The 19,951-nt window shown below is 50.3% G+C and carries 18 protein-coding genes and 2 pseudogenes; 1 reads left to right on the top strand and 19 read right to left on the bottom strand.

Going from position 1 to position 19,951, the window contains the following annotated elements; all coding sequences use genetic code 11:
• Positions 1-78 precede the first annotated feature (78 nt).
• From B5F53_RS18255 to B5F53_RS18190, 15 genes and pseudogenes are all read right to left on the bottom strand, one after another.
• Entirely contained in the window at positions 79-219 is a 141-nt protein-coding gene (locus tag B5F53_RS18255) for a Maff2 family mobile element protein (RefSeq protein ID WP_087226712.1), read from the bottom strand.
• A 98-nt stretch (positions 220-317) separates the two neighbouring features.
• Positions 318-548, bottom strand: coding sequence for an antitoxin (locus B5F53_RS18250; RefSeq protein WP_087226710.1), 231 nt, complete (start codon positions 546-548; stop codon positions 318-320).
• Positions 549-577: 29 nt separating this feature from the next.
• A pseudogene (locus B5F53_RS18245) lies at positions 578-853 on the bottom strand (VirD4-like conjugal transfer protein, CD1115 family); the annotation flags it as partial.
• Positions 854-942: 89 nt separating this feature from the next.
• Positions 943-1,296 carry a type II toxin-antitoxin system RnlB family antitoxin gene (locus B5F53_RS18240; RefSeq protein WP_087226707.1) on the bottom strand — a complete coding sequence of 118 codons (354 nt, stop codon included), beginning with the start codon at positions 1,294-1,296 and terminating at the stop codon, positions 943-945.
• Between the two features lie 30 nt (positions 1,297-1,326).
• Complete coding sequence (locus B5F53_RS18235) at positions 1,327-2,820, bottom strand: ribonuclease H1 domain-containing protein (protein ID WP_087226705.1); 1,494 nt, start codon at positions 2,818-2,820, stop codon at positions 1,327-1,329.
• 106 nt (positions 2,821-2,926) lie between these two features.
• The gene (locus tag B5F53_RS18230; protein WP_087226700.1) at positions 2,927-4,573 is read right to left on the bottom strand and encodes a recombinase family protein; all 1,647 of its coding nucleotides are present in this window, start codon (positions 4,571-4,573) and stop codon (positions 2,927-2,929) included.
• Between the two features lie 72 nt (positions 4,574-4,645).
• Positions 4,646-4,813 carry a hypothetical protein gene (locus B5F53_RS20170; protein WP_204246961.1) on the bottom strand — a complete coding sequence of 56 codons (168 nt, stop codon included), beginning with the start codon at positions 4,811-4,813 and terminating at the stop codon, positions 4,646-4,648.
• 268 nt (positions 4,814-5,081) lie between these two features.
• Positions 5,082-6,440: a virulence-associated E family protein gene (locus B5F53_RS18225; protein WP_087226697.1), complete on the bottom strand. Its 1,359-nt coding sequence runs from the start codon at positions 6,438-6,440 to the stop codon at positions 5,082-5,084.
• A complete protein-coding gene (locus B5F53_RS18220; RefSeq protein WP_087226694.1) occupies positions 6,400-7,104 on the bottom strand; it encodes a CHC2 zinc finger domain-containing protein in 705 nt (234 codons plus the stop codon). The genes B5F53_RS18225 and B5F53_RS18220 overlap by 41 nt, the downstream gene beginning before the upstream one ends.
• Complete coding sequence (locus tag B5F53_RS18215; RefSeq protein WP_087226691.1) at positions 7,101-8,345, bottom strand: serine/arginine repetitive matrix protein 2; 1,245 nt, start codon at positions 8,343-8,345, stop codon at positions 7,101-7,103. The genes B5F53_RS18220 and B5F53_RS18215 overlap by 4 nt, the downstream gene beginning before the upstream one ends.
• A 548-nt stretch (positions 8,346-8,893) precedes the next feature.
• A complete protein-coding gene (locus B5F53_RS18210) occupies positions 8,894-12,226 on the bottom strand; it encodes a DEAD/DEAH box helicase family protein (protein WP_087226688.1) in 3,333 nt (1,110 codons plus the stop codon).
• On the bottom strand, positions 12,227-14,185 hold the full coding sequence (locus tag B5F53_RS20450) for an Eco57I restriction-modification methylase domain-containing protein (protein ID WP_087226685.1): 1,959 nt from the start codon (positions 14,183-14,185) through the stop codon (positions 12,227-12,229).
• A gap of 231 nt (positions 14,186-14,416) precedes the next feature.
• Positions 14,417-15,025, bottom strand: a complete 609-nt coding sequence (locus tag B5F53_RS18200) for a recombinase family protein (RefSeq protein WP_087226682.1) — start codon at positions 15,023-15,025, stop codon at positions 14,417-14,419.
• Positions 15,026-15,136: 111 nt separating this feature from the next.
• Complete coding sequence (locus tag B5F53_RS18195) at positions 15,137-15,478, bottom strand: molecular chaperone (protein WP_087226679.1); 342 nt, start codon at positions 15,476-15,478, stop codon at positions 15,137-15,139.
• A gap of 170 nt (positions 15,479-15,648) precedes the next feature.
• On the bottom strand, positions 15,649-15,858 hold the full coding sequence (locus B5F53_RS18190; RefSeq protein WP_087226676.1) for a helix-turn-helix domain-containing protein: 210 nt from the start codon (positions 15,856-15,858) through the stop codon (positions 15,649-15,651).
• Between the two features lie 309 nt (positions 15,859-16,167).
• On the opposite strand from B5F53_RS18190, the gene B5F53_RS18185 reads away from it, so the two are divergent.
• Positions 16,168-17,214: a DUF6076 domain-containing protein gene (locus B5F53_RS18185; protein WP_087226673.1), complete on the top strand. Its 1,047-nt coding sequence runs from the start codon at positions 16,168-16,170 to the stop codon at positions 17,212-17,214.
• 206 nt (positions 17,215-17,420) lie between these two features.
• Here B5F53_RS18185 and B5F53_RS18180 read toward each other — a convergent pair whose 3' ends face one another.
• The 4 genes and pseudogenes from B5F53_RS18180 to B5F53_RS18165 all read right to left on the bottom strand — a co-directional run.
• Positions 17,421-17,702: a DUF6809 family protein gene (locus B5F53_RS18180; RefSeq protein WP_087226670.1), complete on the bottom strand. Its 282-nt coding sequence runs from the start codon at positions 17,700-17,702 to the stop codon at positions 17,421-17,423.
• Positions 17,703-17,714: 12 nt separating this feature from the next.
• Positions 17,715-18,098 (bottom strand): TnpV protein, encoded by a 384-nt coding sequence (locus tag B5F53_RS18175; protein ID WP_087226667.1) that lies wholly within the window; start codon positions 18,096-18,098, stop codon positions 17,715-17,717.
• Positions 18,099-18,194: 96 nt separating this feature from the next.
• Positions 18,195-19,736, bottom strand: a pseudogene (locus tag B5F53_RS18170) (VirD4-like conjugal transfer protein, CD1115 family); the annotation flags it as partial.
• The coding region (locus B5F53_RS18165; protein WP_140398280.1) for a DUF3801 domain-containing protein at positions 19,733-19,951 on the bottom strand (219 nt) is incomplete at its 5' end. The gene B5F53_RS18165 and the pseudogene B5F53_RS18170, both read right to left, overlap by 4 nt.

Genomic DNA, 19,951 nt, shown 5'->3' with positions numbered 1-19,951 from the left:
AAATTAAAGTCAAGGGGAAAGATAAAATAAACTTTAGGAATAGTGGTGGCTGTCATTGTTCTTTGCTATTGTGTTACTTTATGGCACATGAGCATTGCTGGCCGGGTTATCCTGGCCGTACCCCTCCAACAGATTGACGCCGCCCCATACGCAAAGTGCGCCGCCCAGTCCAACAACGATAGTCTGCAAAACCTCAACAGCAGAATTAAAGAAATCCATAAATTACCTCCATAAATTTAGATTGTGATGTGATTTGGGTACAAAAAAGCTGCCGGTCATTTGCCAGCAGCACGTCACAATCCGCAGACGGCCCGGAGTTATTGGCCGTCCAGCCATTCCCGCAGGGCAATCCCATAGATTTCAGCCCATGCGTCACACATTTGCCTGGACACTTCAATCTCCATCAGGCGGGCGTCCCTGTCCGTCGGTACTGCAAAATCATGGTCTGTCAGCCATTGCATGGCGACGACAAAGGAAATCAGTCCCCTGTAAAGTTCATATTTGGCTTTGAAGTATTCCGCAAATGTCATTTCGTCCGAGTGTTCCATAGGTCAGGCTCCTTTCTTTGCCCGCCGCTTCATTCAGCGGCCATATCTTCATCCGACAGGTCAATGTCGTACAGTTCAAAGGTTTCATCCTCCGATACCACGCGCCGCTTCTTCCGGCGCAGGGACGACAAATATCTGTCCACGTCAAAGGTGTTCTTCTTGTCGGCGTCGGAAAGGTATTTATAGCGGGGATGGCGGGTAATGTCGTATTTCTCACTGAAAAACGGCCTTACCCCGCGCACCTGCAAAATACACTTGCCTCCGTCCATCGTTGCGATCTCGTCCTGGCTCATCAACTCTTTGCCACAATGTCAAGTGATGAATTCAAAAATGGGCAAAAAAATACCTCCTCTCAAACTGAGAAGAGGTAAATTGAAGCATGAAATTGTGGTTCTTAACTTCTTAACAACGCATCTTGTGTTGCACTAGATAACATAGAATTTGGAAGGATATTGCTTTTTTGCTTTATAAAAGAATTTGCAAGTCTTATTATATCTTCACAAGGAATAATATATTTACTGGTATTCCATAGGATTATTCCATCATCAGTTACATCATACATCACAAATCTATACTCATTTATTCCCACTTTTAGAGCCAGATCGACTATAATCTTGCGTTGAATCCTATCGTGGGGACAAATGCGAATGTTTGATAAACTTTTTCGCACAGAGGTCTCGTAATCAAGAACTGTAACAATACCAAGATAATCCTTATCTGCAATTTGATTATAAATCACTTTTTTCATTACGATACCTCCTTCCAAACAAATTAGCTATCAAAACAAACTATAATACTGATCTATAAGAACTAAACCATCATTCAACAAATCCCTAGCAGTTGCAATATCTGTAATAACCGCGGTATCAACATCACTGGCCGACCAATGAGAGTATGGATGTCTGACGCTATTGTATTGGGTGTAAAGATTATTTAAATAATCCAACTGCTGCTGTGACAACAAATTTTTCCTTCTATTATTACATTCATATAGTCCAACAGAATTTTTAGAAAAGAAAGAAAAGTTATTTGTTCCTTTATCCGTTTCAGTATCCAAACCCATGATGTCCCCCAGTATCCTATGCAGATAATACTCATATGCCCTAAATATAGGAGTGACTAAGCAAGTATAATCTGGCATATATCCCGTAAGCATCGTATTGTAAACCGCAGATAAAAGATTTGTATAGTGTTTTTTTGACTCATGCCTATAATGGGGCAACACCAGCTCAAACCGTGTTTCGATTTCATTTTCCTTAAGAGTCAAAGCATGATAACTATTTAAAGTTTCAATTACAGTCTGCTTGTTTCCCAACAACTCAATTGCAGTCGATATAATTTTCTGGAATAATACGGTTTGTTTCCCTTGAACATATGTTTTTGAATTCCTATAACAGTTTATGACAACCGTATTTCTGTCTTGCGTAACTCGAATCTTTTCTCTTGTTCCAATAGTCTCCTGACTAAAAGTAAGTGGAGATATTGTTTTTTCATCAGCAAATTCTGCATTTTCATCATTGATGCATTGAATTATTGTTTTCCAATCTTGTACACTATACCCTACAAAATAAACGGAACCGTCATTGTAGGTTTTATGCCCTTTAGCCAACAAAGCATTTTTGGCAATAGAATCAGCTTCTTCATTATACTTAACTCCTGCATGCGCAGGAACTTTTATAAACTCGATTTGTAAAGCTTTGCTTTTTTCTTGAACAAACTGCACATACTTTCTGGTAATTGCCTTATTTGCCTTCCATTGACCTGTTGCCCATTTCTCTATACCTTCATAATCATAATAAATTGTGATTTTGGTTTTATTGTACTGGAGAGCCCAACTAATTGCCTCTTTTACTCCTTCTAGTTCGGCAGCAACATTTCTAAGAGAAATAAATTCTTCGCCTAATTGTTTTGTAAAAGCCTTATACAAAATATCTTTATTTCCACTTTGACTGAAGATAATCGTACCAAAAGCAGATTTTTCCTCCGTTACATCATAGCTACCATCAACAAAAGCTACAACTTCATTCTCGCCAAGAGCTGCGATCTGATTTTCAACTTGAGTGTTTAAAGCAACATTATTGGTGACCTCCGGCAATATATTAGGAATATCTTCAGCTGCTTCTCGCACATATCGTTCTGCTTCTTCTAATGAAGAAAACGATTTATATTGCGCACCCGAAACGCCATCCGTTTGTGCTTTGCATTCATCCCACGTACCATATATTCCAGGGATTCTTCCAACCTTTACTGCATAGTATTTCTTTTTAGCCATGGATTTACACCTCCTTAGCGGTAATTCTGTATTATACCATCTCTAATATAATGTTACAACTGCTTTTTGACGGAAAGTTCATGACAAACTTATCAGCAAAATCAACTCATGTTAAAGGTATTTCACCGACAAAGTTATAAATAATCTTAACTTCCTGCACCTTCTGGCCGTCCACCTTCTTGACTTCGCCAATTAAAATCTTGCTGATAAGTCGGTTCAGTACGGACTCGTCCAGTTCCTCAATGGCGGAATAGCGCCGGATTTCTTTGATAAAGGTGCGGACTTCGCTTTCCTGTGCGTCAGCCCGGCTCTGCATCACCGCCAGATCATGCAGGCGTTTCTGGTTGGCTTCCTGTTCCTGTTCCAGCGCCGCCGTCAGCTTCATAAACCGCTGTTCAGTCAGGATGCCTTTGGCCTTATCCGTGTACAGGCTTAGAAACATCCCGTCAATTTCCTGATTTCGGGCTTCCAGCCTTTTGCGTTCCTTCTCGGTCTGGGAAGCGTCCACCAGATACCGGCGCTCCATCCGGCGGCTGAGGCGCTGGTAGAACGCATCGGCGTCCTTCATGGCCTGCGCCGCCAATTCCTGTATATCCTTCAATACGAGATTGTATAAATCCCTGGCCTCGATCTTGTGGCTGGAGCAGACTTTGCAGCCCATCCGGTTGTAGGTCTGGCAGATATAATACGCCTTGTCAATCGGTTCCCGCAGCTCGCCGGTGAAGCGGTTCCTGCCGGTTCGGCCCACTTTTTCATACCGCACCTGCATGGACTTACCGCAGGTGGCGCAGTAGACCAGCCCGTGGAACAGGTTGTAGAAGGGGCAGGCATTGCCCTTCATAATCGTGGGCCTGCGGTCAATGATGGCCTGCACCTGTTCCCATTCCTCCGGTGTCACGATCGCCTCATGGCAGCCCTCAATGATTTCCCAGTCCTCACGGGGAATAATGTCATAGGTGCCAGAGCGGATGCCCTTCTGATGCGTCCGAAAGACCAGATGCGCACCCTTGTAAAAAGGGTTCCGCAGGATATGGCTGATCCTCGCCCCGCCCCAAGAATAGTAGTTGGCGTCAAACTCCGTGTTGGCCTTGACATGGGTGATGGGGATTTTTTCTTCCATCAGCCGTTTGGAAATCCTCATGCAGCCCAGCCCGTCCAGGGCATAGTCATAAATCTTGCGGATAATGGGCGCTGTCTCCGGGTCAAGGATAAGATGCCCTTTGTCCTCCGGGTCACGCATCAGGCCAAAGGGCGGCGTCCCTCCGCAGAACTTCCCCTGCCGGGAACGGGTGGTGATGCCAGCCAGCACCTTTTTGGAAATATCCCGGCTGTACATGTCATTGAGGATATTCTTAAAGGGCGTGATGTCCATCTCCTGGCGGGTCAGGCTGTCCACGCCGTCCGTGATGGCGATATAGCGCACATTGTGTTTGGGGAAAAAGATTTCGATATAGCTTCCGGCTTCGATATAGTTCCTACCAAGTCTGGATAGGTCTTTGGTAATGACGCAGCCGACTTTCCCCGCCTCAATGTCAGCGATCATACGCTGGAACGAAGGGCGGTTGAAGTTGCGGCCCGTATAACCGTCATCCACATAATACTCATACTGGAACATCCCATGCTTTTCAGCAAAGTCCCGGAGCATGAGTTTCTGGTTGCTGATGCTCATGCTCTCATTGTCGCCGCCGTCATCCAGAGAGATCCGGCAGTAGAGAGCGGTGATTTTCTCATAGACTTGTTTTTTCCTGCTCATAGCGTTCTCCTTCTATGAACAGGGACACGATACCATTATAATATCATGCCCCTGTCCCTGATTCAACCGTTTTTACGCCGCTTTTTCTGCCATTTCCCGCTGTCCCAGCCATTCCTCGAAGCGTTCGCAGGTCTGGCGCTCGATCAGCTGCTCAAAGGCTTCCCGCATGGATTTCTCCCCGGAGAATTCCCGCACCACGATAAAGCGGACTTTGTTTTTCTGATTCTTATTTTTTTCCAATAAGCTACCTCCATAGAATGACAGGCCGGACGGCAGCCCCGGCAACGAAGTCCGGCAACGAACCTCTGAAAACCTGTAAACTACCGTCTGGCCCGCAAATCTTACTTTGTGAATTTTCTTGAAAAATCTCGTTGCTTTCGTTGCCGGAGATAGAGATAGATATTAGAAAAAGCCTTATTTACGGGCTTTTTCCGTATCCAGACCGAAAAATTCCCGGCAACGAACCCGGCAACCAACTGACAACCATCCCGGCAACAGACCGCTAATTTTATGCGATCCACTCCTTTGGAAGCTCCAACTGGCGGCATTCTTCCTCCGTCAGCTCCACAAATCCATCTTCGTTGCCGGGCAGTTCGTTGCCGGAAACATCCCGTTCCCAGCCCTTCTGCCTGCCGTATCCGGCGAACATTCTCGGATTAGAGAACGGCTTCCAGCCTGTCACCACCGTGTTCATGATCTCGTTGATATTGTGAAGCTGCCACCGCTTCGGCTCATCATAGGCATGTCCCAGCGCTTCCTTAAAAAGCTGTTTGGAGCAGACCTGGTTCCCGCTGTAATTCTCCAGAAATCCCTGGATCTGCCCGGCTTCTGTATCCTCCGGCATGAAATCCTTCTGCACCTCCACCAGCTGCCGCTGGATAGCTCTGCTAAATTTCATGGAGTAGCTGCCGCTGCGGTAAATGGTCATGGCCTCCGCCCAGACCTGCAACAAATAGGCTCTGGAAGCGTCCTCGTCCTCCAAAATGTGAACCTCCGCATTCTCCGGGTATATCATGATCGGAAGGAACCTCCGGTTCCCGGCCCGGTCAAGGGGCAAAAAGTCCAGCGTGTTAGATGAACCGCCGAACACGCACTGCCGCAGCCGGTCTTTGGGCTGGGCCTCGTAGGGTGTGCGATAGGTTTCCTTCTGCCGGCTGATGAACGAGCGGATTTCCTCAATGCTTTTGGCGCTGCTGGTAGCCAGCATCTCCGACATTTCAATGATCCAGTGGCCTTGCAGCTTTAGGAACACCCGGTCATCGTCCAGCTTTTTCAGGTCATCAGAAAACCATTCGTCCCGGATCGCCAGCAGGCGGAAGAAGCTGGACTTGCCAGCCCCCTGTCCACCCACCAGACAGAGCATTTCCTCATATTTGCAGCCGGGAGAAAACACCCGCCGGATGGCACCCAGCAGGAAGTGTTTCAGCATTTCCTCCACATAGTCGCTCTCATCCGCACCTAAGAAATGATGGAGACAGGAGCGGATGCGGGGCGTCCCGTCCCAGACAAGGCCGTTCAGCACGTCCTGAATGGGATGATAGCAGTTTTCGTTTGCCACGATGGACAGTGCCGCAGTGATCTTCTTTTCGCTGGTCAGGCCGTAGGTCTGCTCAAAATAGAGAAGCAGATACTTCACATCCGTATCCGTCAGGGCGCTTGTATTCCTGCGCCAGCCCAAATCCCGCACAATGTCCACCCGGTCCGTCAGAAGGTTCAGCCGGATAGCGTCCCGCAGCAGCGGGTCATGGCAGAACACTGTCCGGCAGTTGCCGATGGTGTTGGCGGGCTGGCCTTTTTCCGTGACGGAGAGGCTTTCCCGCACCTCGTCAACGCTCTGCTCCGGCGCTAAGGCTGCGGCTGCGCTCATGACGGCCTGCCGGGTGGCTGGCTCTAAACTCTGATACTCGCTGCTCAATCTTCCTCACCTCTTTTCCATGCTGGACGACAACGGATGCCCGTTCCTCCATGCTGCCGGACAGGAGAATATCCAGCAGATACTCCGTGTACGATTTCTTTTGCAGGGCCTCCACGAACAGCGGATTCCATGCTTCATCCGGGTTCTGCGGGGCGTATTCCTGCTCCCAGCGTTCCAGCAGATGCAGGTAATCGCACAATACCCGGAAACATTTCTGCTCCGCCTGCCGGTAGCGCAGTTCCTCGCTGATTTTTCGCTTGACCGGCCTCCTGCGGGGCGGGTCATGGCCTTTGGCGTCATAACGGACAGAGAAATCCTCCGCCAGTTTCAACGCCGCCTCCTTACTGCTCAGACCAAACAGGCGGGCGGTAAAATCAATCACATCCCCGTCCGCCTGACAGCCGAAGCAGTGGTACCGGCGGTCAACCTTCATGCTGGGATGCTTGTCATCATGGAAAGGACAGCAGGCCATCCCGTTCCTTCCGATCCGCACCCCGTAAGATTCCGCAGCCTGCCTTGTGGGGACAGCCTGCTTCACCGCTTCAAACACATTCGATTTTCTCACCTCCAGACAGAGAAAAAGGCACCCGTATCCGCAGAAAATCAGATGCCTCATAACTCCATATCGTTCTTTTTCGTTGGGACGATACGCCCCTCCCGCTCCCAACGCTTCCGGTTATCCCGGTCAGCGTCAACTCTCGCCCTTGCAAGACGGTCTTTTATCGTCTCCCTGGCTTTTTTCTTGATTTGCTCCTTACCTGCCTTCTTGACCTCCGGCTGCATGAGCGTTTTCTGGATTTTTGCCAATGCAGTCTGCATGACATTTTTAATCTTGCTAATCACCCCATCCAGCCGGGCTGCGGCGTACTCACGTTCTTTCTTCGGGGCCTTGCGCTCCGGTGAGAGTACCCATTTTTTTGTTTCCTCAATCATACGAATATCTTCCTTATGGGTTTCCTGCCGGACAGTATCAGTCACTACCTCCACTGCCTTGTCATAGGCCACTTCGGAAACATCGTCCAGCAGCGTCTCCACATCCTCAACCTTCAGCGTCAGTTCTTCCAGCTTCTGCTCCTGGGCCGCAAGCTTCTCCTTCTGCTTCATCAGGATATAGTCCTGCTTTTCCAGATACTCCCGCCCGCCGTAGGACGGCTCCTGATCCAGATGCAGGCCATGCCTGCGGCAGATGTCAAAGAGCAGGGTCCGGCAGATGGCGTCAAAGGTCTGTTTCCGGTTATTATGCCTGCCTTTGGGTTTCTCCGGATTTGGGAGAGGGATGCCCAGCTCCTCCAGCGCCTTTTCCTGCTGGGGACACAGTTCCCCGTAGCGGTTCTCGCAGTCAAAGACGTGCCGCTCATGGATATGGGGCGTGGCCTCATCCAGATGGAGCGCCCAGTCAATGATGTGGACATGGGAACCGAAGCGGCGGTCAAATTCCTTCTGAAATTCCCGAACAATCTCAATCAATGTCTCCGACGGAACGGATTGTTCCATCGTTCCGATCTGGTAGAGCGTTTCCTCCGGGCAGGTCCTGTTGTTTTTCAGCAGGTCCTCCACAGTGCGGTTGCGCTCCGTGTGGCGCGTTTTCTCATTCCGGGCATTCTGGGCCTCCACATGGCCGCCGTAATGCTCGTAATAGTACATCCGCTCGATTTCCTCAAAGCTGAAATCCGGCTGCTCCGGGTTCTCCCGGAAGTCATGTGTGGTAAAGCCCCGGTAGCAGTCCCAGTAGACATTCCGCCTTGCCCGTTCTGCGTCAATGTGTTCGCTGTTCTCTACATCGAACCGGCGGTCATTGTGGCGGGGATTGTAGGCGCCATGCCTGCCGGAGCGCCCGTTGTGTCGTGTCAATTTCAAACAGTTTTCCTCCTTCCTGCGAAGATGTTGCGGGGCCGGGGAAGGGCGGCGAAGCCGCAAATCCTGCGAATTTTGCGTCAGGTAATACCCAGTACAAGTTGACGCAGGCATCAACTTTCCCTGGGCCGAGGTTTTCCACCTCTGGACACCGGAGTAAAGGCTCGCCGCCTCTACACACCGCACAGGCGCTGCCGCCCTGTACCCGCCCAATGGGCGTTGCCCCTTGACCCCAGCAGTGCGCTGCCGCCCCTGCACCCCGGCACAGAGGGCTGGCTGCCCTCTGTACTCCCGCCCAAAGAAGCCGACCTTCGCCGTTTGCCCTGTGGCTCTAGTCAGCTCCTTCGATTTTTTTCTTCCTCTGCGGGTGTCCTCGCATCGGAAGAAAAACGGTATCCTTCACACAAATGAAATGTATCAGACTCCGCTTCTGCCAACCAGCTGTATCCAGCCGTTTGACGAACTGGCATATGCATCTGCCAGCTAATGGGCAAAACAAAAGCGACCAACTTGATACGGTTGATCGCCTTTGGCTTGACCATTATGTAGTTTTATCCAAAATATTGATTGACCAGATGTTCCAGCGTTCCGCTCTTTGCCGCTTCCGCAGCATCCGCCTGGACAAAGTTTTTTGTCTCCACCTTCATGTTTTCATCAAATCCCAGAATGTAATTTGTAGCGATTAGATAGATGATTCTCGTAGGTGCCATCCCGTATACCTGCCTGGTAAGGATATGCCGGATGCGGTCTTTCTCATCCGGGAATAATTCTTTCATCTTCTCGCTGCGGTAAAGCCGTTTGACAATCTCTGTAATGTAAAGCCCGGATTTCATGTAGAGGTCTGCAAAAGTGTTGTCAGGGTCATCGAAGCAGCCCGGATTTTCCGCTTCCAGCTCATCCACCATTTTCTGTACCACCCATTTGGGCGTGAAAATCTGGTTGGTCTTTTGCGGCGGGATATAGTCAAAAATATCCTCGTCCTTACTCTCGTCAAAATAATCTGCCAGCTCCTGCTTCATCCGCCAGAACTCATTCACGGAATCGTTGAACACCACCTCGTCAAACAAATGTCCTTCAAAATGCCGGGAGACGCCATTTTCATCCATGTAGTCGCCGCCGTCCCGAAGGAAACGGAAGTCCTCTATGGTAATCCCGGTGACTTCGGCAAACACATCATTCTCTGTGTACTCGTCAAAATTTTGCAGGGTCAGGTGTCCGTCCCCGTATGCCATAATGAAGCTGGGAATGGTACGGGAGAATCCCCGGAGCCTTGCCCGGACATCATCCTCGATACTTCGTTTTTCTTCCTCGGCCTTATGGCGTTCCAGCTTTTCTACCAGTTCCTGCGGCTTCTGCCGGATGGTATCCTCCACCTGCGCCTGCATGGACTGCATGAAACTCTGCATGGCAGCTTCCATATCATCCTGAAAACTTCTGTCCGCTGCGGTTACATCCTCCTCTGTTGCGGCGGCTTCCCGTTTTTTATCATGTTCCAGCCGGGCAATATTCACCTGCTGTTCATAGTCGCCCTGAAGCTGTTCAAATGCCCGGTCGATTTCCGTGGAAGCCTCTTTCTCCAGCCGGTGCTGGGTGCTTTTCTTCACTTCATAGTTGTCGATTACCGGCGTAAGCACCTTCTGCTTAATGGTATCCTTCACCGTGTCTACAACCGTCTGCGCCGTCTGCTTTGTCTGGTCATAATCCATCGGGCTGTCCGCCAGATGGCTGACCGCCGGAGCGATGGTCTGTGTCAGTTCTTCATAAATCTTATCGCCGAACAAATCCTGCGTTTTTCCGATCACGATCTCATTGGGGATCTGCACATTTCCATCCTCGTCCACCGCAATGTCAGCGGCGTGATCCAGATCCTCCGGATTCCGTTTCAGCTTTTCTTCCTGTGCCGGATTCAGCTTTTTCACGATCTCCGTCACGATACTCGGCGCACCAAATACAGCACCGATATTCTGGAAGAGGAAGTTGGACATGAAGCCACGCCGGACAACTTCCACGCTTTTTAGTTTTCTCGGAATAGACAGAACCTGCGCAGCATCCAGTTCCACCATCTTTCCTTCCTCATCCTCGCCGAGAACCGGGAAGAAATTCAGAAGCCGCCTGATATTCCGGCTGCGTGCTTCGCTTGTCCCTTTGCCGGATACCATATCCGGAGACAGGTTGTTCGCAAACTCATCAAAAATAATCAGCGTCCGGGCCGGGTCAAAGTCGAATACATAGGCGGTTTCTTTGCGGTAGCGTTTCCCGTCCCGGGTCAGGATGCAGGGGTTCTGCGCCCGGAAAGCCGCCTGCATATAGCTGGAGGGGCTTTGCAGATTGCACAGCATTAACACGCCGCTCCATTCCGGGATGGTTACGCCCACGGTAAGCTGCCCCACGCTCAGGGTGATGGTCTTATCGTTGTTTGCAATAGCGTCCTTTACCCGGTCAAAGGCTTTGTCGTTTTCTTCCACGTCATCATCCATATGACCGTCACCGGCAGCCAGGACAACTTTATATTCGCTGAACACCGGGTCTGCCTTCAGCAGCTTTGCCAGTGCCTTTGCGCTTGCGACACGGTTGAGAATCCACAGCGTATGGGACAGTTCCCTGCGCAGTTCCGGCGTGGAGAACGGATATTTCTCCTGGGTGGAGAGGGCATGGAGAAACTTTTTGATCTCATCCTCATGCATGAACCGCCCGCTTTCGTTTGTGACAAAAAATTCATTCAGGTCGAAGGCGTACTCCATACTCCCGTCCTCACCGGACAGGTCAAGCCCTTTCTTTACCCGCTCATAAATCATGTTGGAAAGCTGGTAGGTGTACATAGCCAGGCGGGGGAGCGCTTCGTAGGGATTGTAGTCCTCACCATCCCAGGAATCCTTTGCCTCCTGCTCATCCGCATAGCTCCAGTTATAAATCTGATTCTCTGAAAAGCGTCCCCCCGCCAGTGCCTTAAACGGCGTGCCGGATAAGTACAGCGTGTGCTTCCGGGCAATGTTGCGGAAGGCCCGGTCGGTTTTGACTGTATCCACACCCTCGTGGGATTCGTCAATGATCAGGAGGTCAAATTCAATGCCTTTCTGCACTTTTCCGAATGCGTCACGCACTTCCTTTGCCATCCATCTGAGCTTGTCGTATTCCCCGCCGAAATAGACAGAGCCTTTCAGCCCCTGGAGGGATTCAAAGGCAACCATACCCTCATACTGGTCAGCTAGATCAATAAACTCATCCCTAGACAGAACACCGGGCTTGCCCCGCAAAGCGTCTGTGTCTGACACGAAGGCCAGCCTATGCTGCCAGCCGATAAACTTGCGGAAATCTTCCGCCCAGCTGTTGGCAATACTGGGGCGGTTGGTAACGATCAGCACGTTGGTAAAGCCCATCTGTACCACCAGATCATAGGCGGAGAGGGTCTTGCCGAAACGGGGCTTGGCGTTCCATAAAAATTCCTGACCGCCCTGTTCAAAGTAGGCTTTTGTCCTGGCAACGGCTTCCAGCTGTTCCCGGCGGAGCTGATAAGTGCTGCCATCCACCGGCTTCTCTGCCTTTCTGGAAGCGAACGTATTGAAGAATACCTGAGAACTGCCGCTGTCAATCTGGAACCATTCTGTCCCCGGCTCCCGTTTGACTTTCTTCACGCCTTCCAGATAATCATGGAAGTCGTGGTCCGTAAAATATTGCCCGGAGCCGTCCTTATACATGGCGTTGTCCTGCCAGCAAAGCTCCCAGCGGATACCGGCAGTGTGGGTCTGCTGTTCAATACGCCTGCGCACATCCTGCTTTTCGGTATATCCGATTTTTGTCCATCCCTCATGATAGGGGATTCCCGGCGTCTGGTAGGCATAGATCATGGGAATCACACGCTGGAAGGATTGAATCTGCACTGCCATCTACACCATCTCCTTTACATGAGTTTCAATAAATTCAATCTCCCGGTCGTCCAGCCCGTACTTGGCATAGAGCTGTTGGTCGATTTCTGGAATGGACTTTGACCAGTCGATGTCGGAAGATGGGGTGAAATCTTGGAGAGGGACATATGCCCATTTCCCAGGGGTATTATCTTGTGTAACTTTCAATACATTCAAAAGTGATCGGGCAAATTTTGTTTTTGTATATTTCGCACAGTTTATGGCTTCTTCTTCAGACTCGAAATTCCCAATGCTTAAAAATGTTACCGTACTCCCGTCACCAGGTTTACCTATTATAGCTTCGGGCAATGTTTCCCCAAATTGACCTGTTCCAGTTGCTTTGGGGTAGAACGCTTTATATGCTTCCAAATTTGACACATCAGTGACATATCGCCTTTTAATATATTTCCAGCACCGGTTAGCTCCATCTCTGCCTAGAATTCGTATGTAATTACCAGCATCAGGAAGATTATCAAAAAATATTTCTGGGAAAACAGAAAAAGCATTGGATTGAATGTCATAATCGTGCCCCTTACTTGCACGTCCAACTAGTTCCGGGTTTTCTTCATACAATGTTTTGGCGTAATGATAAGCGAAACTGGTTACAATTATTGTGTTAAGCCCAACAAAACCATTAAATTCTAACACCTTGCGCAAAATTTGATTCATTTCCGGATACCGTGTAAAAATCTTTATTGCTCCATACTTTTTCTGTCTATCTCGATATGTAATTGCAACGCCACCTTTGATGTCTACGCCTTGAAACACACATGATGACTCAGGTGAGTAATAAATTACCTTCAGATGTTCGTCATTCAACATCTTTTTATTCCATTCTTTCGGAGTATAGCCTGCATTAAAGAGGAAACGTGCCGGCGTAATAAGCATTACTTTGTCTGATATACAATAGGCAGAGTTCATAAAATTATGATAAATTGGTGTGGCTGTATTACTATCTCCTTGTCTTTCCTCTTGGTAAGGCGGATTTCCAATCACAAAATTAAACTTCATATTCCTTCCTCCTGTGTTCACTTCCCTGTATTGCAAGCTGCGTTTCCCACGCCAGTTATAAATCCTGCAAGGTGCCTGTTTGTTTGCCTGTTCCTTGTATTCCTCACCGTCCATCCACTCAAACAGGCTCATCTGCCGGTATTCCTCCTGCGCCTTGCAGTAGGGGATAGCTCCGGTAAGCCCGTCCATCTGCCAGATGTTCCAGACAATGATTTTAACGATGGTCTGATATTCTTTTGGCGTAGGTTTTCGCTTCCATCGGAAGAACAGGTATTCCTCAAAGGTCATCAGCAGATTAACTCTGGCAATCAGCAGATTATCTCCCTGAAATTCATAGCCACAGGTCGCCTGAAATGCCCGAACCGCCCAGGTTATCCACTCCGCTTCATCAGTAGCATTTTCACCCACCACTCGCAGCTTGCGGTCAAGAATCCCAATACGACTTTCAATGGGAATCATCTCGCCGGTTGCCGCATCATACCGGCTGACCAGATAGGGAGCTTCGCCGCAGGTCAGCTCCAGCCGCCGGTCATCCACGTATTGCTGCCATGTTCGCTTTTCCGGAAAGGCAACATGGTCAGTCGGCTGTCCATCCCTGATGAATACATCTCCCTGCCCGAACCATACTTCATCAGCGAAGTCATTCATCTTCTGGCAAATCCACAAAGGCGTGAATACTTCCCCCCGCTGTCTGGTGCGTTCGGACTGCTGTTCCATGGCCTTTCGTGCCCGGTTCTTTATGACGCCGGAATTACTGCCGGTAATCAAATCTACTGTGATCTCTTTATCTCGCTGATACTCAATTCCTTTGTCCTGGTAGGCGTCCGTGGCCCAAAGGATATTGGAATTTGTGGTTTTATCCGCAAGAAGGTGGCGCAGCAGTCCGATAGAATGAAGTTTCAGTATCTCGTCCTGTATTCCTACAATCAAGTCAATTTCCTCCTCATGGGCAATCGACTTTTCATCCGTTATCCATGCAGGAAAGACTTGCTAAATCTTGTACCTTTTCGACAGGGTATTTTCAGGATGTTTTCCGAGAGACGGGCTTCCTGAAAAGCACTGAAACTTATAGAAAATGACGTTTATTTGTGGTATCATAGACGGGTAAAGCGAAAAACGGGCATTTTGTAGGAAGGTACACATTCCTGCAAAAATGCCCGCTTACAATAACTTGGCTTTTTCGTAAATCTCCGCCCGGTATCGGAACGTGGAGATCGGCATCCCGCAGAGCCTTGCCGCAGCGGAACAGGTGATCTTTCCGTTTTTCCACTGCTGGTACAGGTCATGGAAGTTTTCCGGCAAAGGCCGGGGCGGCCTGCCGAAGCGGACGCCCCTGGCTTTTGCGGCGGCAATCCCCTCCGCCTGGCGCTGCCGGATGTTCGTCCGTTCATTTTCCGCCACAAAGGACAGCACCTGCAGAACAATGTCGCTCAGGAACGTCCCCATCAGGTCTTTGCCCCGCCGGGTGTCCAGCAGGGGCATGTCCAATACCACAATGTCAATCCCTTTTTCTTTGGTGAGGATTCTCCACTGGTTCTGGATTTCTTCGTAGTTGCGCCCCAGACGGTCAATGCTCTTGATGTAGAGCAGGTCGTCTTTTTTCAGCTTCCGCACCATTTTCCGGTACTGCGGACGCTCAAAATCCTTGCCGGACTGCTTATCCACGAACAAGTTTTTCTCCGGGATGGACAGTTCTTTCATCGCAAGGAGCTGCCTGTCCTCATTCTGCTCTCTGGTACTGACACGGATATATCCATACAGATTTCCCATAGCGTTTTCCTCCTTCCCTCCAATCGGGGAAACAGCTCCCAAATCGGACAATTTTCACCTTCCTATGGTACTGGATATGGAACAGGCTGAGGCAGGCGGACTGTGAAAATGCTAGGTGCAGACCCGCTGTTTTTTTCGTAAACGCCCCGATTTCAGGCAATTTTTTCTTCCCCCTACCACCTGAAAGCCATGCTCTTTTGCGTAGGCGCTGGCGGCGGCTTTCCGTTCCTCTCTGTACGGCGGCACCAGCCGGATCGACAGCCGGGACTTGTCCAGCACATAGGTCACGCTGCCCTCCGGCGTGCTGCGCTCCAAGCGGCACAGCAGCGGATATTTCCGGCTGAAATCAGCCAGTCTGCGCTTTAAGCTGGCGTTAAAGGTGTAGACGCTGGCAAGGTTCTCCGCCTCGTTCCAGTTGATGATGGTTTCTTTCTCATACTTTGTCAGTTTCAAATGAACGTCCTCCTGTTAAATACATGGTTTGTTTTAGCCGTTCTCAAAATGAGAACGGCCACTTTACTCTGTTGAAGTGGTCGTGATCAAAATGACCACAGCTACTTTATCGAAATAAAGCGTTTAAACAGCCTCCGCATAATCAGTCTGCTCATCATCGCACAGACCTTTTATGCTGCCAGATCTCCCTTCTCCATCCAGTCAAAGAACGCCTTTTTACTGATCTTAATCAGCCTGCCGCTGCGGACTGCCGGAAACCCCGGCGTGTGTACCAGCTCATAGGCGCTCATCCTGGAAATCCCCATAATGCGCTGGATGTCAGCTACATTCAGTACCAGCGGAAGATCATCATAGTTGTTCCTTTCCCTGTTTTCACTCAATTTTCCATACCTCCATAATTAAAATGAAATGATTTCCTGTTTACTTGTTTGTTGCCGTTCTCCCTGACAGCCGTTCTCCTTGCCCCATTCCTGCGGCGTCTCCCGGCATTGGCGCGCTGGATGCGTCACTTCTCCTGCCGGTCATATCCCTGCCAGACGGTCATTCTGTTTTCAAGGTACCCAATATCATGGAATTACCATGCACGAATACCATAGCAGAATAAAATTGACAGAACAATACTTTCGTGATACCATGTGTGTAACAGATATGATTAGATTATAAAATTACCATAAAAGAAAGGAGCGCAGATGGAATATCAATTCATCCGACAGGAGCCATACCGTGAAAAAATCCTGTTTGTCCTGACACTGGACAGAAAAAAGCTGAAAGAACGGGTATTGATCGGCACCGAAAGTGAAATCCGTTCCAGACTGGAAGGGGATGCGAATGCGGAGCTGTTCTATGACAGCGTAAGCCCTCTGGGAACCATGCTGATCCGCTTTGACAAAGATGCGGATGGCAGCTGGAACCGGCTGGGCCTGTCCCCTCTGCGGGACGCCATGCACACCAACCGCTGGGAGCAGCCTGCTCTGGAACAGGCCGCCGGACAGTTCCTCTCCGAAAAGTATCAGTCCGGGGAGCCTGTCCGCCAGTACACAGCGTTCCGCATCTGGAACGGCTATCTGAAAGCCAGAGAGAAACGGAAAAGGGAGATCGCCTGCGAAGAATTCATGGCGGAGATGGCAAAGCTGACCATCGCATTCCAGATCCCTGATGCCATGCAGTATGATAAGGATTCCGGCGTGCCGGGAAAGCTGGACACCAGAAGGCTCTACTACCGCAGGACACCGGCGGAGCATACCCGGCTCAGCCTGTGGTTTCCGGACAGCGGACGTCAGATGGAGTGTGCGGCGGCCTACGATTCCCTTCTCCCTCTAATTACCTACTACCTGAACCGCCTCCATGACTGGGGGCTGTACTTTCGGCAGTGTAAGGTCTGCGGAAAGTTTTTTCTGGCAAAAAGCCTCCGGTATGAGCTGTGCAGCGACAAATGCCGGAAGGAACAGGCCCTCCGGAACAAGCGGGAGTTTGACGAACGTGCCAGGGAGAACGATTACGACCACCAGTACAAAAACGAGTGCCAGGGCTGGCGCAATGTGATCAACAAAGCGAAGAAAACGCCCGGCTTCCCCGATGACCGCCTGGCCCGGATGCTTGCGACATTTGAGGACTTCAAAAAGGAAGCCCTGCGGAGGAAAACCCTGGTTAAAAACAGAAAATCCAGCCCGGAAGAATTCCGAAACTGGATCGTGACACAAAAAAGTATTCTTTTGGATTTGATGGAGGGCGAATAACCCGGACACTTTTGTGTAATGCAGCAGGTGTTCCCGAAATGGGGACACCTGCTTTTGTTTGATAAAGCGAATGACCGTTTTCTGGTCGGTATCATTTTAATACCGACAGCTTCACAGCACTAAAGTGGTGGTGGACATTTTGTCCATCACCACTTCATGGGATTAAAGTAGTCGTGCCCAAAATGGGCACGACTACAATAGGGATACTACCCTTTGTCTCTCTGCGACACCTGCTCATGGGCTTCCTGCCGGACAAGCAATCCTGCCGAAAAACCGTATTTGAAGTGGCTTTCGTTTTCTTCACACTGGACGATTGCCACCTGCGCCCGCAGTTCTTCAACCAGTGCATAGTCCTCTTTGCTCAAACGCTCCGACAAAGTGTCCATCAGGCCGGAGCAGGCGGTCAGGGCCTGCCTGTACCTCTGCGAATTGACCACCACCGTCTCACAGGGATAAAATCTGCCGTTAAACATTTCTTCTAGAATCATGCGCCACCTCCCTCAGACAAAAATCATCTCAGACAGGATGATTTCCTCGGCCCGGCTGCGGATGCTGTTCATAGATTGTACCCAGCAGAGCCAGTCACGGGCTTTCCTTTCCTCATTGACGCCCTCTGCCTCCTGCATCTGCGAGACGATACACGCCAGCCGGTCAGCGGCCTGTTCATTCAGATCGGCAAGATATGTCCAGAGTTTTCCCGACAGAAGCAAAGCATTGTACTGGCCGGGCCGATGTTCCTGCAGGTGCGCTTTGTGCATCCGGCCCCACCTTCCGATGGGGCGGCTTCCCTCCGGCAGTTTCAAGTCCGGTATGTAATAGTCCCCGACCAGAACATAGTCCAGACCGTTGCTGTCATCATGGATACGCTTCTTCAATGTTTCCATATCGACCTCCTGTATTCGGTTTTGTACGAATCCAGTTGATCGTGTCCCTGTTCATCCGTTATTCAAGGCAACTGAACTCGTCACCATGAATTATGGCACATCCTTTCCCAATTTTTGATAGTTCAGTCCGTGGGAGGTCTGCGCGCCCCGGTTCTCGCTCTGGTTGTAGCTGTCAATGGTTTCTTTCCCCAGCACGTCCGCGATCTCCTTGGCGTTCTTTCCCCTGCCACTAAGGAAAAGCGTACAATCGCAGTTGTCGGAAATGATTTCCGCCGCGTCCTTGTAAATGGCCTTTAGCTGCGATTGGCTTTGCAAAATGATAGAAGCCGAGATTTCCCGGCTTCGGATGGTGGCAATCAGCTTGTCAAAGTTTGGTATCTGGCCGATATTGGCAAACTCGTCCAGTATCAGCCGCACATGGACGGGCAGCCGCCCGCCGTACTTATCATCGGCCCGGTCGCATAAGAGGTTGATTAGCTGGCTCTGCACCATAGCCAGGATGAAGTTAAAGGTCGTGTCCGTGTCGCTCATAATGAGAAACAAGGCCGTCTTTTCATCCCCGATGGTGTCCAGTTCCAGTTCGTCGTCCTCCATCAGCTCCCGCACCTCCCGGATGTCAAAGGGCGCTAACCTGGCCCCGCAGCTAATCAAAATCGAGCTGCGGGTTTTGCCAGCCGAAAGCAGAAATTTCTTGTACTGGCGCACCGCGAAATGTTCCGGGTCTTTTTCCGCCAGTCGTTCAAACATCAGGTCAACCGGCGACTGAAACTCCGGGTCGTCCTCGCGGGCTTCGCTGGCATTTATCATTTCAAGCAGCGTCGTGAAGTTCATTTCCTCGTCCGGCGCTTCGTACCAGATATAGCCAATGAGGGCGGAGTACAAAAGCCGTTCCGACTTGACCCAAAAATCCTCGGCGCTCTTTTCGCCCTCGCCCTTGGTGTTGCAAATGAGGGTGTTTACCAGCTTCAAAATGTCTTTCTCGCTGTGGATGTAGCGGAACGGGTTATAGCGCATACTCTTGGAAAAGTTAATGGTGTTCAGCACTTTCACCCGGTAGCCGCTCCGCACAAGAAGCTGTCCCACCTCCCCGATCAGGCCCCCTTTCGGGTCAGTGATAACAAATGAAGTCGGATAGTCCTTGGACACGCATTGCATGAGGTTGGGCTTCACGAAAAATCTTGTCTTGCCGCTGCCGGAACCGCCGATTACCAGCACGTTTTTATTCCGGGCCGTCTTGGGGTCTTTGGGCCGGTTGTTCATGGTGAGGCGTTCCGTCTGCGTCAAGAGAATGTTGTTATCGAAAACCGGGTCGATGTACGGGGCTATATCTTTAGGGCCGCCCCACCGGGCGCTGCCGTATTCCTCCCCCTTGCGGTATTTCTTGGCGTTCTTGCCTTTGCAGTACACCATCAGCCGCAGGGCGGCGGCACCGGCGACGCCGATCAGCAGGTCAAAGCCGTGGAAGCTGGGGGCCGCATTTTCAAAGGCTGCCGAAAATCCGCCCGCAAAGTGCAGGAGCTTTTGGGAAAGGTCGGCCCCCGCCGCCAGCCGGTACGCCTGGCCCAGCTTGCCGAACAGGTACACAAACAACAGATAAGGCAGGTTGGAAATGATTAGTTTCTTGATTTCTGGTTTCAAAGTGACAGCCCCCTTTCCTTGACTTTCTCCTTGGCCCGCTGCTGGGTTTTGGCCGCAGCCTTTTGTTTCAGGGCGGAGAGGGTCTTTCGGATAGAGGGCCGTTCCTCCCGGCTCAACTTCCTGGCGGTAAACTCCTTAAACGCCTGTTCCAGATTGTCCGCCTGCTTGGATTTGAAAATCACGATGTAGCGGGGCGGATGGGTGGTGCGGTCTTT

It is taken from the genome of Blautia sp. An249 (assembly GCF_002159835.1).
GTDB lineage: Bacteria > Bacillota > Clostridia > Lachnospirales > Lachnospiraceae > Blautia_A > Blautia_A avistercoris.
Note: the sequence above shows the minus strand (reverse complement) of the source record. Positions and strands in the feature narration are given on the sequence as shown.

What these genes read in the sequence shown, in the direction of transcription:
- B5F53_RS18230 (WP_087226700.1), bottom strand. Translation starts at nt 4,573, where the DNA reads ATGAGCAGGAAAAAACAAGTCTATGAGAAAATCACCGCTCTCTACTGC.
- B5F53_RS18235 (WP_087226705.1), bottom strand. Translation starts at nt 2,820, where the DNA reads ATGGCTAAAAAGAAATACTATGCAGTAAAGGTTGGAAGAATCCCTGGA.
- B5F53_RS18255 (WP_087226712.1), bottom strand. Translation starts at nt 219, where the DNA reads ATGGATTTCTTTAATTCTGCTGTTGAGGTTTTGCAGACTATCGTTGTT.
- B5F53_RS18180 (WP_087226670.1), bottom strand. Translation starts at nt 17,702, where the DNA reads ATGATTCTAGAAGAAATGTTTAACGGCAGATTTTATCCCTGTGAGACG.
- B5F53_RS18210 (WP_087226688.1), bottom strand. Translation starts at nt 12,226, where the DNA reads ATGGCAGTGCAGATTCAATCCTTCCAGCGTGTGATTCCCATGATCTAT.
- B5F53_RS18185 (WP_087226673.1), top strand. Translation starts at nt 16,168, where the DNA reads ATGGAATATCAATTCATCCGACAGGAGCCATACCGTGAAAAAATCCTG.
- B5F53_RS18200 (WP_087226682.1), bottom strand. Translation starts at nt 15,025, where the DNA reads ATGGGAAATCTGTATGGATATATCCGTGTCAGTACCAGAGAGCAGAAT.
- B5F53_RS18175 (WP_087226667.1), bottom strand. Translation starts at nt 18,098, where the DNA reads ATGGAAACATTGAAGAAGCGTATCCATGATGACAGCAACGGTCTGGAC.
- B5F53_RS18250 (WP_087226710.1), bottom strand. Translation starts at nt 548, where the DNA reads ATGGAACACTCGGACGAAATGACATTTGCGGAATACTTCAAAGCCAAA.
- B5F53_RS18220 (WP_087226694.1), bottom strand. Translation starts at nt 7,104, where the DNA reads ATGAGGCATCTGATTTTCTGCGGATACGGGTGCCTTTTTCTCTGTCTG.
- B5F53_RS18225 (WP_087226697.1), bottom strand. Translation starts at nt 6,440, where the DNA reads ATGAGCGCAGCCGCAGCCTTAGCGCCGGAGCAGAGCGTTGACGAGGTG.
- B5F53_RS18240 (WP_087226707.1), bottom strand. Translation starts at nt 1,296, where the DNA reads ATGAAAAAAGTGATTTATAATCAAATTGCAGATAAGGATTATCTTGGT.